Below are 13,609 nucleotides of genomic sequence, written 5' to 3'. Positions count from 1 at the left end.
GGGCAAGCCCCGGGCCCGCCTTGACACCGTGTAGGGGTCGGGCATGCCCGCCCCGCATTGACACCTGGGAGACGGTAGACGATCACAAAATATACGGGTGCAGGCTTTCGTCTTTCAGGTCGAGGTAATGGATCGACTGAATACGTCGGATGGTGCGGGATTTACCACGGATCAGCAGCGTTTCAGTGGTCGCCATATTACCCTGACGGGTGATGCCTTTTAACAGGTCACCGCTGGTAATGCCGGTCGCGGAGAAAATCACGTTGTCGTTACGCGCCATCTCTTCCAGTTTCAGCACCTGTCCGGCGACAATCCCCATTTCCGCACAGCGTGACAGCTCCTGTTCGCCCAACTGACGGTTCTCAGGGGTATCACCCTTAACGTCATGACGTGCCAGCAGACGAGCCTGCATATCGCCATCCAGCGCACGGATCACGGCGGCTGAGACCACGCCTTCCGGTGCGCCACCGATGCCGTACATCACGTCGACCTCGCTGTCCGGCATGCAGGTCAGGATCGACGCGGCAACATCACCGTCCGGGAACGTAAATACGCGTACGCCAAGCTGTTGCAGGCTGGCAATCACCGCATCGTGGCGTGGTTTCGCCAGCAGGGTCACGGTCAGTTCTGTCAGGGGTTTATTCAGGGCACGGGCAACGCGTTGCAGGTTCTCTTCCAGCGGCAGGTTAAGGTCAATAGCGCCTTTAGCCCCAGGACCGACCACCAGCTTCTCCATATACATATCCGGTGCGTGCAGGAAGGTGCCTTTGTCCCCGACGGCCATGACCGCCAGTGCATTGGCCTGTCCCAGTGCGGTCATGCGCGTACCTTCAATAGGGTCGACGGCAATATCCACCGCATCCCCGTTGCCTGTCCCGACTTTCTCGCCGATATAGAGCATCGGCGCTTCATCAATTTCCCCTTCGCCAATCACGATCTGACCGTCGATATCCACTTTGTTGAGCATGATGCGCATTGCGTGTACGGCTGCGCCGTCTGCCGCATTTTTATCGCCACGCCCCAGCCACTTATAGCCAGCCAGTGCCGCTGCTTCTGTTACGCGGGAAAATTCAATCGCCAGTTCTCGTTTCATGACATGCCTTTAAGGAAACTAATGAGGCGGGAAGTTTATCACAGGGAGCGGAGCGGGGAAGGGAGATACCCGTGGTCAGGCGACCACGGGCAGGAGATGATTACTTGTCGTCAGCGTCTTCCCATGCCTGCGCACGGGCGACGGCTTTCTTCCATCCTGCGTACAGCACGTTGCGCTGGGTGGTTTCGATGCTTGGGCGGAATTCGCGCTCGATGACGGACTTGGCGCGCACTTCATCCAGATCTTTCCAGAAGCCCACTGCCAGACCGGCAAGGTAAGCAGAACCCAGCGCAGTCACTTCACGCACTTCAGGACGCTCAACGCGCGCACCGAGGATATCGGACTGGAACTGCATCAGGAAGTTGTTCGCCACGGCACCACCGTCAACACGCAGCGATTGCAGACGGGTGTTGGCATCGTTCTGCATCGCTTCCAGCACGTCACGCGTCTGATAAGCAATGGACTCCAGCGTGGCGCGAATGATGTGGTTAGCATTGGCACCACGCGTCAGGCCGAAGATAGCGCCTCGGGCATACGGGTCCCAGTAGGGGGCGCCCAAACCGGTGAATGCAGGCACCATATACACGCCGTTGGTGTCTTTGACTTTGGTGGCGAAATATTCGGAGTCAGTAGAGTCACTGATCAGTTTCATTTCGTCACGCAGCCACTGAATGGATGCACCGCCGATAAACACCGCACCTTCCAGCGCATAGTTCACTTCGCCACGCGGGCCGCAGGCGATGGTGGTCAGCAGGCCGTGTGTTGAGGTCACTGCTTCTGTACCGGTGTTCATCAACATAAAGCAGCCCGTGCCGTAGGTATTTTTCGCCATACCCGGCTGGACGCACAGCTGGCCATAAAGTGCCGCCTGCTGGTCACCCGCAATACCGGCGATTGGAATACGCGTTCCGCCTTTACCACCAATGTTGGTCTGGCCGTAGACCTCTGACGAGGATTTCACTTCCGGCAACATTTCACGCGGGATATCGAGAATGTCCAGCATGCGCTGATCCCACTCCAGCTTGTGAATGTTGAACATCATGGTACGGGAGGCGTTGGTGTAGTCGGTGATATGAACCCGTCCCTGCGTCATTTTCCACACCAGCCAGGAGTCGACGGTGCCGAACAACAGTTCGCCACGGCGTGCACGATCGCGGGAGCCTTCCACGTGGTCGAGGATCCACTTCACTTTGGTGCCGGAGAAGTACGGGTTAATCACCAGACCTGTGGTATGACGGATGTACTCTTCCAGGCCTTCTTTTTTCAGCTTCGAGCAGTAGTCGGCGGTACGCGGGTCCTGCCAGACGATGGCGTTGTAAATCGGCTTGCCGGTTTCTTTGTCCCACACAATGGTGGTTTCACGCTGATTGGTGATACCAATCGCGGCAATCTCGTCAGAGTTAATGTCCGCATGTGCCAGGACTTCGACCAAGGTGGAGCTCTGTGACGCCCAGATATCCATCGGGTCATGCTCAACCCAACCCGCTTTCGGGTAGATTTGCTGGAATTCACGCTGTGATACCGCAACGATATTGGAGTCATGATCCAGAATCACGGCGCGGGAGCTGGTGGTTCCCTGGTCGAGTGCGACAATGTATTTTTTTTCTACGGTCATAATAGGTTCCTGATGGTGTAAGCAATGAGCAGGATTACGCTTTACGCTGTGCAGCGCGCGGTGCTGATTTTTCCTGTTTCTCCACAACCTTACCCGGAAGGTTGTTGGCAATCAGGGCGCGGTAGCCAAAGGCACCGAGGCTTGCACCGATCAGTGGGCCAAAGATCGGAACAAGGAAATACGGAATATCACGGGCACCGGTGAAGGCAACATTACCCCAGCCAGCCACCCAGGCGAACAGCTTAGGTCCGAAATCACGTGCCGGGTTCAGTGCAAAGCCGGTCAGTGGGCCCATTGCGGCGCCGATGATGGCGATAAGGAAACCAATCAGCAGCGGTGCCATCGGGCCACGCGGCAGGCCGTTACCGTCATCGGTCAGTGCCATAATCAATGCCATCATGATAGCGGTAATGACCATTTCAACCAGGAATGCCTGGCCTACGCTGATGTGCGGGTTAGGGTACGTGGAGAAGATGCCCGCGAGGTCGAGGCTCTCGACGCTGCCACGTACCATGTGATGTGTCTGTTCGTAATCGAGGAAGAGATTGTGATACAGGCCGTACACCAGCGCTGCGGAGCAGAATGCACCCGCTACCTGTGCGATCGTATAGGGCAGCACTTTACGCCCTTCGAAATTGGCGAACAGCCACAGAGCGACGCTGACGGCGGGGTTCAGGTGAGCGCCTGAAATACCGGCGGTCAGATAGACGGCCATCGCAACGGCCAGGCCCCAGACAATACTGATTTCCCAGAGGCCGAAACTGGCTCCGGCAACTTTCATTGCGGCCACGCAGCCAGCACCGAAAAAGATGATCGTGGCAGTGCCGAGAAACTCGGCGATGCACTGCCCCTTAAGTGTACTTGTTGTCTGACTCATGATGAATTCCTGAAGGCGAGGTTAATGGTTTAGCTTCTTAGTTTTGTTTCATCCATGAATCACCCAAATCTTATGTAGGGCTGTTGTGAATTTATCGTTAACGAGCATAAACGAGAAATAGCGAAATCAAAAATTGTGTTCTGTGTCATAAAAATGAGCGTTTTCGCGTCTTTTTGCTTTCCAAACACGACCTGGTGCGCGTTTGATCGCGTGTGAAATGCGCAATTATTTAACGCTGACCTTACATCAGGAGGGGGAAGATGTTAATGAGACCAGGTATAGACTGAAAATTGTTACAGACTACGCCCTGTAAGGGTTCGCTGCTGGACTTGAGCTGTCGCTCTACTTACAATCGGAGAATCGTTGTTATCCGCGGAATGCCGGTTCATTCCTCACCCCTGCGGCTAGCATCATCAACGCCCTGCGATTAGGAGAGGTTATAGACATGTCATTTGAAGTATTCGAGAAACTGGAAGCGAAAGTGCAGCAGGCGATTGATACCATCACGCTGTTGCAGATGGAAATCGAAGAGCTTAAAGAACAAAACGGTAATTTGAACCAGCAGGTTCAGCAGGCAGCAGGCAGCAGTGATGCGCTGGTGCGTGAAAATCAGCAGTTAAAAGAAGAGCAGCATGTCTGGCAGGATCGTCTGCGGGCTTTGCTGGGAAAAATGGAAGAGGTGTAATGCTGCACCTGGCGTAAAAGCAGGAAGCAAGCAGAAAACGGGTGCCCTGGGGCACCCATTTTATATGTTCGTCTTTATTCGATGTCGAGCGCGTCTTCGGACAGGATCATTCCCGTGTTGTCTGCGTACAGATGATCGCCGGAGAAGAACGTGACGCCACCAAAGTTCACCCGCACGTCGCTTTCACCAATGCCTTCACCCGCAGCCCCGGCAGGAATAGCCGCGATGGCCTGAATGCCGATATCCAGTTCTTCCAGATCATCCACCTGGCGAACAGAACCATACACCACAATGCCTTCCCACTCATTTTGCTGAGCCAGCGTTGCGAGCGCGGCGTCCACCAGCGCACGGCGTACTGAACCACCACCATCAACCAGCAGAACACGACCACGGCCGTTTTCCTCCAGCAAATCATAGAGCAGCCCGTTATCTTCGAAACATTTTACCGTGGTGATTTGCCCGCCAAACGAGGTGCGACCACCAAAGTTTGAGAAAAGCGGTTCAACGACATTCACATCTTCATGGTAGATGTCGCACAGTTCTGAAGTATCGTATTTCATAGGGGTTTCGTCTGTTTGCCGCAGGAGGGCTAAGTATATCGCTTAAAGGCCACTGTTGGCAAAATCATCAATTGTTAAAAATTGCGATGGGTCAAGCACATCGCGTTTAGCTGAACATCAAGCCTGCGGCAAACAGGATATTGATCAGCAGGGCCGCCTTAACGGTTTTTTCCAGCATCGGTCGCATCGCCAGTGCACTGGTTTCTCGCAAAATGAAGCGCCCCTGCTGCCACAACAGAGGGGCTGTGAGCAGGAATAACCAGCCCACCGGACGCAGGCCGACCAGCGCACTGTAGAGGGCAAAGCAGGCCAGTGCCGTGGTTAACAGAACGGCATGATAGCGGCGTGCGCCACGTGCACCCAGGCGTACTGCCAGCGTAAATTTGCCATTCTGCCGGTCGCAGTCGATATCGCGCAGGTTGTTGACGTTCAGTACGGCGGTCGCCAGCAGGCCGCAGCCACTGGCGGGCAGCAGCAGCAGCAGATCAATCTGGTGTGTTTGCAGATAGCTACTGCCGATGACCCCCAGCCAGCCAAAGAAAATCATCACGGACAGATCGCCCAGGCCAAGATAGCCATAGGGTTTTTTCCCTACGGTATAGGCGATGGCTGCGACCATCGACAGCGCCCCCATCGCCACAAAGCCGAGGATATCGGCGGGAGACTGGCAGGCCCGCAGGATCAGCAGCAGGCCACAACCGGTGGTGATGGCCACGGTCAGCATCAGCGCGATGCGCATCTGCTCTTTGGTGATCGCCCCTTTCTGCATGCCACGCAACGGCCCGATACGCTGCGGCGTATCACTGCCTTTCAGGGCATCGCCGTAGTCATTCGCCAGGTTAGAGAGGATCTGTAACAGCGTGGTGGTCAGCAGCGCCAGCAGGGCGATGGAGGGGTCAAAATGCCCCTGATGCCACGCCAGTGCGCTACCGGTAATGATCGAGGCACAGGCGAGGGGGAGTGTGCGCAGACGCAGGCTTTCCAGCCAGGCCTGGGGCATTGAGAGTGGGGGAGCCAATTGAGTATTATCCATGACAGGTTGCGCCTCCGATCCGTTTCAGGTCCAGTGCGGCGAGTGCCAGCACGATATCGGTATCATGGTAAGGGGGATTTGCGTAGCAGGAGTTAATCCTGGTCAAGTTGGCAGAGGATATAAAAAAAGGAGGCCGAAGCCTCCTGATGTGTCGAACCGTTTTCTTACAGGATAAAGCGGCTGAGATCTTCGTCAGCCACCAGCTCATCCAGATGTTTGCCCACATACTCGGCATCAATGGTAATCGACTGGCCATTCAGGTCGCTGGCGTCGTAGGAGATATCTTCCATCAGACGCTCAAGTACGGTATGCAGACGACGTGCACCGATGTTTTCAGCGGTCTCATTCACCTGCCATGCCGCAGCAGCAATCTTACTGATGCCGTCAGGGGTAAAGTTAATCTCCACACCCTCCGTGTTCATCAGTGCTTTATACTGCACGGTGATGGAGGCACTTGGTTCGGTGAGGATACGCTCAAAGTCGTGCGTGGTCAGCGCCTGAAGTTCAACGCGGATAGGCAGGCGACCCTGCAACTCAGGGATCAAGTCTGACGGGCTGGCCACCTGGAATGCGCCGGAAGCGATAAACAGGATGTGGTCAGTTTTTACCATGCCGTGTTTTGTCGATACCGTACAGCCTTCGACCAGTGGCAGCAGGTCACGCTGTACACCTTCGCGAGACACGTCAGGACCGGACGATTCACCCCGTTTACAGACTTTATCAATCTCATCGATAAACACGATACCGTGCTGTTCAACCGCGTCGATCGCTTCCTGCTTCAGCTCTTCCGGGTTCACCAGTTTGGCGGCTTCTTCTTCCACCAGCAGTTTCATCGCCTCTTTAATCTTCAGCTTCCGAGGTTTCTGCTTCTGCCCGCCGAGGTTTTGGAACATCGACTGGAGCTGGCTGGTCATCTCTTCCATGCCTGGAGGTGCCATGATTTCTACGCCACCGGATACGGCAGCCAGATCGATTTCGATCTCTTTGTCATCCAGCTGGCCTTCGCGCAGCTTCTTACGGAAGGACTGACGCGCAGCAGAAGGCTCAGGTGCTGCTTCATTCTGGCCCCAGTTATTTTTTGCCGGTGGGATCAACACATCGAGAATGCGCTCTTCGGCCATTTCTTCGGCGCGGTAGCGATATTTCTCAATCGCCTGTGAGCGCACCATTTTAATCGCAGAATCGGTCAGATCGCGGATAATCGAATCCACTTCTTTACCCACATAGCCCACTTCGGTGAACTTGGTCGCTTCGACTTTGATGAAAGGGGCGTTAGCCAGTTTTGCCAGGCGGCGGGCAATTTCCGTTTTACCCACCCCGGTTGGGCCGATCATCAGAATGTTTTTTGGCGTCACTTCATGACGCAACTCTTCGTCCAGCTGCATACGGCGCCAGCGGTTACGCAGCGCGATGGCGACGGCACGTTTGGCGCCATCCTGGCCGATGATAAATCTGTTCAGTTCGCTGACAATCTCGCGCGGAGTCATAGCAGACATAAATTAGGATCCTTACGCTTTAGACGGTAATGCTTCGATGGTGAGGTTATGGTTGGTATAGATGCAGATATCACCTGCAATACCTAGCGCTTTTTCCACGATGTCGCGTGCGCCGATATCGGTGTTTTCCAGCAGTGCACGGGCTGCTGCCTGAGCGTAGGGACCGCCCGAACCGATAGCAATTAAGTCGTTTTCTGGCTGAATGACATCCCCGTTACCGGTGATGATCAGCGAGGCATTTTCATCGGCCACTGCCAGCAGTGCTTCAAGCTTGCGCAGCATACGGTCGGTGCGCCAGTCTTTCGCCAGTTCTACGGCGGCTTTCACCAGATGACCCTGGTGCATTTCCAGTTTGCGTTCAAAAAGTTCAAACAGAGTGAAGGCATCGGCGGTACCGCCCGCAAAGCCCGCAATGACTTTGTCATTGTAGAGACGACGCACTTTTTTGACGTTGCCTTTCATCACGGTATTGCCGAGGGTAGCCTGGCCATCACCGCCAATCACTACCTGGCCGTTGCGTCGTACACTTACTATTGTTGTCACGGGCAGACCCCTTATTGCAGTCGGAAGATGACCCCGCACGTTTTGTACGGGGTACTGATGCAATCAGATATGGGGCGGGTTTGAGGGGTTTCAACCCCCGACTGACAGAGGAATACAATTTGAGTGGCCGGAACCACGCAGGCGTTTCAGGGTGCTGTCGGCCGCACTGCGGTTGTTATACGGGCCGATAACGACCCGATTCCAGCCACCGCCGGTCGTGATCCTGCTTTCAAATCCTTCAAAGGCTAACTGAGCACGAATGGACTCGGCCTGGTCCGTGCCTTTGAAGGAACCACACTGCACCATCCAGCGCTGCGCACTCTCTTTTTCAGCTTCTTTTGGCTTGGTTTCCACTTTCGGCTGTGCGGCAATTTCCGGTTTCTGCTGGCGAACAGGTTCGCGGGTGACCGGTGTTATCGGTGCCGGGCGCGGTGTCTGAGTTTGGGTCTGTGGCTGCGTACGCGGCGGCTGCGTTTGCTGTTGCGGCATACGCGATTGCTGCTGAAGCTGGCTCTGCTGCTGCTGACGTTGAATGGTCTGCTGGCGCTGCGCCGGCGTTTGTTCATTCCACGGCACTTCGTTGAGCTGGGTAGGTTGCTGGCGCATATCGGCCTGCATCTGATCCAGGAGCTGACGCTGTTCATCGGTTAACTGAGTCTGGGAATGTGCTTCGCCCCCTGACGTGGGTTCTGTTGGCGTAGGAACCCCAAGCTGACGGTTCTCCAGCTCTTTAATATAACGCCAGCGTTCTTCCGGTTTGGGTGGCAGGCCATTGCCGGTCGCCTTGTGGTCGGGGATCACTGGCGTATCTTCTTTTTTATGATGCGCGATAAACCACAAGCCACCGATAAAGGTGACCAGAACGGCAACCGCCAGCACTATCATGATTTTTGATACACCGGATCCACTGCTGCGCTTCTTGCTGCGACTGTTGGTTTTTTTGCGACGCGTCCCTGTCGAACGCCCGCGGCCTACATAATCTTTTTGTGCCACTATCGTTCCGCTAATAATCTATGAAGGTAAGGCCGGGCTAAAAGAGTGAAAATGTGTACCCGATGATAGCCCGCCATGTTACTGAAGGGCCGGAAGTTTGACCAGCAGCGATCTTACTAAGAATCCGCTGATTTTTGCCCAAAACCAGGCATGGCGTGCTACCGCTATTTGGAAAAATCACTCTTCGTCGCGCAGGGAGGGCGCGGTGCTACCGCGAATTTTCAGCTCGAAGTCCAGCAGGCGTGAACCGTTGCTGACCATCCTGCCCTGCAACTGCTCCAGCAAGAGTAGCATCGCTTCGCGCCCTATGTTGAAACGCGGTTGGGCAACGGTGGTTAATTGCGGATCGCTGTAGCGTGACAGTTCAATATCATCGAAGCCGATGATTGACAGATCTTTTGGCACGCGCAGGCCCATATTTTTCGCCTGTGACATCGCACCCAGTGCGATGATATCGCTGTGGCAAAATAAGGCATCGGGCGGTCTCGGTAGTGTCATAAGATGTTTCATCGCCTGCGAACCGGCATCGAAGGTGAAGTCACCCCGCACGATATAGGTCGGGTCGACCGTTATGCCGTGACGGCGCAGAGCCTGAATATAGCCCTGCAGGCGATACTGGCACAGCGGCATCTCTTCCGGGCCGGAGATGCAGGCAATGCGGCGATGTCCGAGCTTTTGCAGATGGTTAACGGCTTCAAAGGCCGCCGTCAGGTTATCAATGTGGACCGTTGGTAGCTCCAGTTCCGGTGCAAACTCATTGGCCATGACCATGGGCGGCAGATTACGCTGCTCTTCCACCCCGGTCTCAAAGGGCACATTGGAGCCAAGCAGCACCATGCCGTCGATCTGGCGGGTCAGCATCAGATTAAGAAAGGACTTTTCCTGTTGGTTCTGGTGAGCGCAGTCGCCAATCAGTACCAGATACCCTTCAGCCGCCGCCACGACTTCAATGCCACGAATAATTTCACTGAAAAACGGGTCGCAGATATCGGGCACAATCACCAGTACGGTCCGTGATTCACTGCGTCGTGCGCTGCGGGTCATGGAATGCGGGGAGTAGCCGACGGCGATCACCGCCTGTTCAACCTTATAGCGTGTTGCAGCAGAGACCTTTTCCGGATTCATCAGGGCACGGGAAACCGTTGCCGTTGATACGCCAGCTTTTTCAGCCACGTTTTTCATGGTCACCACGGATGTGTCTTGATTCTGCTCCAACGCTTTTCTCCTCACGCCAACCCTTGAGCCGACCTGACCAACTAATAACGATGTATTGTCCGGCGACTAAAAATGTCGCTTGCGGTGAACGACCCCGCATTCTTAACAGATATGCGAGGTAGCTGTTACTTAATTTGCATAAAAATTGTGACTTGTGCGACTTTTTTCGATCCAGTGCGCAACTTTGCAGGCAATCGATTACGTTGTCAGCTTTCTGTCGGGTCGATATCTAACGTCCATTTTACTTTACGGGCCTGAGGCAGGGTTGAGATCAGGGGCAAGCTGGATTTAATCAGGCGCTGCAAGACGGCACGCGAAGGATGTTGAAGCAGGAGCTGCCAGCGATACCGACCACTGCGTTTTGCCTGTAATGCCGGAACCGGGCCCATGACCCAGAATGATTCACTGTTAAGTGGGCTGGCTTCGAGCAAATTGCGCAGCTGCTGCAGGAAGAGACTGGCCTGCTGGTTGTCATGATCTTCTGCACGAAACAGAGCATGGCTGGTGAACGGCGGCAGGAACACGCTTTTGCGCTCGCTGAGTGCCTGGTGTGCGAAGGCATCGTAACCCTGATGCATCAGGGTTTGCAGCAGCGGATGTTCAGGGTGATGGGTCTGCAACAACACTTCCCCTTGTTTACCGGCACGCCCGGCACGCCCCGCGACCTGGGTATACAGCTGAGCAAAGCGCTCGGCCGAACGGAAGTCCGCTGAGAACAGCGCGCCATCGACATCCAACAGTGACACCAGTGTAACGTCGGGGAAGTGGTGGCCTTTCGCCAACATTTGCGTTCCCACCAGAATGCGCGCGCCGCCGCGATGCACCTCAGCCAGTTGCTGCTCAAGCGCCCCTTTACGGCTGGTGGTATCGCGGTCAATACGCGTCAGCGGGACGCCCGGGAACAGCTCACCAATATTGTGTTCGAGCTGTTCTGTCCCCAGCCCGACCGGCACCAGATGCGTGGAACCGCACTGCGGGCATTGATGAGGAACCGGACGCTGGCTGTCACAGTGATGGCAGCGCAGTTGGCGTTGATGCTGGTGCAGGGTGTAGTAACGGTCACAGCGCTGACATTCGGCAATCCAGCCGCACTCGTGGCACAGCAGCGTTGGCGAGAAACCACGACGGTTGAGGAACAACAGTACCTGGTTATCGGCGTTGAGATGCTGGCCGATTTTCTTAATCAGCATCGGAGACAGGCCTCCCTGTAGCTTGACGCCTTTCAGGTCGACCAGCAGCTGTGTGGCTTGAGTGGCATTTCCGGCGCGTTTGCTGAGGTTAAGCTGGCGATATTTACCTGACTGAACGTTTTGCAGCGTTTCCAGCGCGGGGGTCGCTGAGCCCATCACGATCGGAATATTTTCCTGACGGGCACGAAACACCGCCAGGTCGCGTGCGTGATAGCGCCAGCCTTCCTGCTGTTTGTAAGAGCTGTCATGCTCTTCATCGATAATGATGGCGCCCAGGCGGGCAAACGGCGTGAAGAGGGAAGATCGGGTGCCAATCACAATGGCTGTTTCACCACTGCGCGCCCGCAGCCATACGGCGAGGCGTTCGCTGTCGTTCAGCCCGGAATGCAGCACATCCACCGGGGCGCTAAAGCGCTCACGAAAACGCGCGATGGTTTGCGGCGTCAGACCAATTTCCGGCACCAGCACCAGCACCTGGCGGCCGTTGGCCAGAATGTTTTCCAGAACGCTGAGGTAAACCTCAGTTTTACCCGATCCGGTGATCCCCGCGAGTAACCAGGCAGAAAACTGATCGTCGGCGCTGCGGATAGCGCCAACGGCGGTCGCCTGTTCAGTATTGAGCCGCAGACGTTCACCCTTCACCGTATAATTTTCCCGCCAGTCCTGGTGGGCACGGGGCTGCGCACGCAGCTCACACAGGCCTTTGGCCCGCAGCGCTTGCAGTGTGGCTTCGGTGATGTCGTGCTGGCTGACTTCATGGCGATACAGCCCGCTATGGCGCAGCGCAGCCAGTGCCTGCTGCTGTTTCGGTGCTCGCTTGAGGCTTTCCGGGGCGGTCGCTTTGCCTTCTTCTGTCATCAGCCATTGCCAGAGAGGGGCTTCTTCGGCGGCTTTGCCCTGACGCAGTAGCACGGGCATGGCGTGGAACAGCACTTCACCCAGCGGATAATGATAATAATTAGCAGCCCATAGCAGGATGCGCCACAAGGGAGCGGGGTAAAGCGAGTCGCTATCTAACACCTCATGCACGCTTTTGAGCTGGTCGAGGGGGAAGTCGCTGTGTTCAACAATCCCGACAACCACGCCGATCGCTTTGCGCTTACCAAAAGGCACGCTGACGCGCCCACCGACCACGGCATGGTTGAGGTGAGGTGGCAACAGATAATCAAAGTTGCGGGCAAGCGGAACGGGTAGCGCGACCTGAACAACGGGCATGGATTCATCCGGGTGAAAAATTGAGCCAGTTAGTGTACACTGTGTCGTCCGGAATGTGCGGATCCGATTGCGGCGGCTGTTTAATTTCTGTATAGTTCGCCGCCGTTGGTATGGCATTTTGGTATCAACTTCACTTGAAATATTAATCTTCGTGTGGTGCCGGTGCAGGAGTGATCCTGGCGCGGGAGAGCGACACGGCCTTAACTGAGGTTTTCCCATGAAAAAAGGTATTCACCCTAATTACGCTGAAGTTACTGCTAAATGTTCTTGCGGTAATGAAATCAAAACCCGCTCTACCGTGGGTCACGACCTGAATCTGGACGTGTGTGGTAACTGCCACCCGTTCTACACCGGTAAGCAGCGTGATGTTGCTAGCGGCGGCCGTGTGGATCGCTTCAACAAGCGTTTCAGCATCCCAGGCGCTAAATAAGCACCCTGAAAGAAACGGTTTCCGTTTCGGATGTAAAAAAACCCAGCCTCTGGCTGGGTTTTTTTATGCCTGCTCATCGGGACGCGGCGGGGTGTGGCATGCGGGGCTATCGGGTAACCCGGCAGGCACCGATATGACATCAGGTGCAGACCGGATAACCGAACGGTTTAGTATTCCCAGGTCTCAGGATCGACGCCCATTGCACGCATGATCGCTTTTGCTTCCTCGGGAATTTCGTCACTGCGTTCTTTGCGCAGGTCAACATCATCCGGCAGAGGCTGGCCGGTAAATGCATGCAGAAATGCTTCGCACAGCAGTTCGCTGTTGGTGGCATGACGCAAGTTGTTAACCTGGCGGCGGGTGCGCTCATCGGTCAAAATTTTTAATACTTTCAACGGAATGGATACCGTGATTTTTTTAACCTGCTCGCTTTTTTTACCGTGCTCAGCGTAAGGGCTGATATATTCGCCGTTCCATTCAGCCATGAGTTACCTTAATCATATTAAATGTAGAATTGCCGAAATTTGGCTAATTATGCCCGAAGTCGATGGCTATCACACCGGGATGGCACAACTTTCTCTGGGGTATATCGACATAATTCTAACGGTTATTCGCGCATTGCTCAATCTATACGCAAAGACATTTAGATGTCCAGATGTATTGA

General features: G+C 55.1%; 13 protein-coding genes. 2 read left to right on the top strand and 11 right to left on the bottom strand.

All coding sequences use genetic code 11. From position 1 onward, the window contains the following. Positions 1–82: 82 nt before the first annotated feature. The 3 genes from glpX to WH279_RS06270 all read right to left on the bottom strand — a co-directional run bounded on the left by glpX (position 83) and on the right by WH279_RS06270 (position 3,585). Entirely contained in the window at positions 83–1,093 is a 1,011-nt protein-coding gene (gene glpX / locus WH279_RS06280) for a class II fructose-bisphosphatase (RefSeq protein ID WP_339455336.1), read from the bottom strand. A 100-nt stretch (positions 1,094–1,193) separates the two neighbouring features. Further along, positions 1,194–2,708 carry a glycerol kinase GlpK gene (gene glpK, locus WH279_RS06275; protein WP_200643392.1) on the bottom strand — a complete coding sequence of 505 codons (1,515 nt, stop codon included), beginning with the start codon at positions 2,706–2,708 and terminating at the stop codon, positions 1,194–1,196. Positions 2,709–2,742: 34 nt separating this feature from the next. Next, on the bottom strand, positions 2,743–3,585 hold the full coding sequence (locus WH279_RS06270; RefSeq protein ID WP_167864835.1) for an MIP/aquaporin family protein: 843 nt from the start codon (positions 3,583–3,585) through the stop codon (positions 2,743–2,745). A 445-nt stretch (positions 3,586–4,030) separates the two neighbouring features. Here WH279_RS06270 and zapB point away from each other — a divergent pair, with 445 nt between their 5' ends. Beyond that, positions 4,031–4,270 carry a cell division protein ZapB gene (zapB, locus tag WH279_RS06265; protein WP_133846359.1) on the top strand — a complete coding sequence of 80 codons (240 nt, stop codon included), beginning with the start codon at positions 4,031–4,033 and terminating at the stop codon, positions 4,268–4,270. A gap of 74 nt (positions 4,271–4,344) precedes the next feature. Here zapB and rraA read toward each other — a convergent pair whose 3' ends face one another. From rraA to priA, 7 genes are all read right to left on the bottom strand, one after another. Next, positions 4,345–4,830, bottom strand: coding sequence for a ribonuclease E activity regulator RraA (gene rraA, locus WH279_RS06260; RefSeq protein ID WP_133846358.1), 486 nt, complete (start codon positions 4,828–4,830; stop codon positions 4,345–4,347). A gap of 106 nt (positions 4,831–4,936) precedes the next feature. Next, entirely contained in the window at positions 4,937–5,863 is a 927-nt protein-coding gene (locus tag WH279_RS06255; protein ID WP_339455335.1) for a 1,4-dihydroxy-2-naphthoate polyprenyltransferase, read from the bottom strand. A 164-nt stretch (positions 5,864–6,027) separates the two neighbouring features. Further along, a complete protein-coding gene (hslU, locus tag WH279_RS06250; RefSeq protein WP_167864836.1) occupies positions 6,028–7,359 on the bottom strand; it encodes an HslU--HslV peptidase ATPase subunit in 1,332 nt (443 codons plus the stop codon). Between the two features lie 12 nt (positions 7,360–7,371). Continuing rightward, on the bottom strand, positions 7,372–7,902 hold the full coding sequence (hslV, locus tag WH279_RS06245; protein WP_133846355.1) for an ATP-dependent protease subunit HslV: 531 nt from the start codon (positions 7,900–7,902) through the stop codon (positions 7,372–7,374). Between the two features lie 90 nt (positions 7,903–7,992). Next, positions 7,993–8,895, bottom strand: a complete 903-nt coding sequence (ftsN, locus tag WH279_RS06240) for a cell division protein FtsN (RefSeq protein WP_339455334.1) — start codon at positions 8,893–8,895, stop codon at positions 7,993–7,995. Between the two features lie 177 nt (positions 8,896–9,072). Next, positions 9,073–10,110 carry a DNA-binding transcriptional regulator CytR gene (gene cytR, locus WH279_RS06235; RefSeq protein WP_200643388.1) on the bottom strand — a complete coding sequence of 346 codons (1,038 nt, stop codon included), beginning with the start codon at positions 10,108–10,110 and terminating at the stop codon, positions 9,073–9,075. A gap of 206 nt (positions 10,111–10,316) precedes the next feature. Then, positions 10,317–12,515: a primosomal protein N' gene (gene priA / locus WH279_RS06230; protein ID WP_339455333.1), complete on the bottom strand. Its 2,199-nt coding sequence runs from the start codon at positions 12,513–12,515 to the stop codon at positions 10,317–10,319. A 217-nt stretch (positions 12,516–12,732) separates the two neighbouring features. Between priA and rpmE the strand changes: the two genes are divergently transcribed. Next, entirely contained in the window at positions 12,733–12,945 is a 213-nt protein-coding gene (rpmE, locus tag WH279_RS06225) for a 50S ribosomal protein L31 (protein ID WP_133846351.1), read from the top strand. 167 nt (positions 12,946–13,112) lie between these two features. On the opposite strand, the gene metJ is transcribed toward rpmE, so the two are convergent. After that, on the bottom strand, positions 13,113–13,430 hold the full coding sequence (metJ, locus tag WH279_RS06220) for a met regulon transcriptional regulator MetJ (RefSeq protein ID WP_133846350.1): 318 nt from the start codon (positions 13,428–13,430) through the stop codon (positions 13,113–13,115). Between the last annotated feature and the right edge of the window lie 179 nt (positions 13,431–13,609).

This window comes from Erwinia sp. MYb375, assembly GCF_037479175.1.
Lineage (GTDB): Bacteria > Pseudomonadota > Gammaproteobacteria > Enterobacterales > Enterobacteriaceae > Erwinia > Erwinia rhapontici.
Note: the sequence above shows the minus strand (reverse complement) of the source record. Positions and strands in the feature narration are given on the sequence as shown.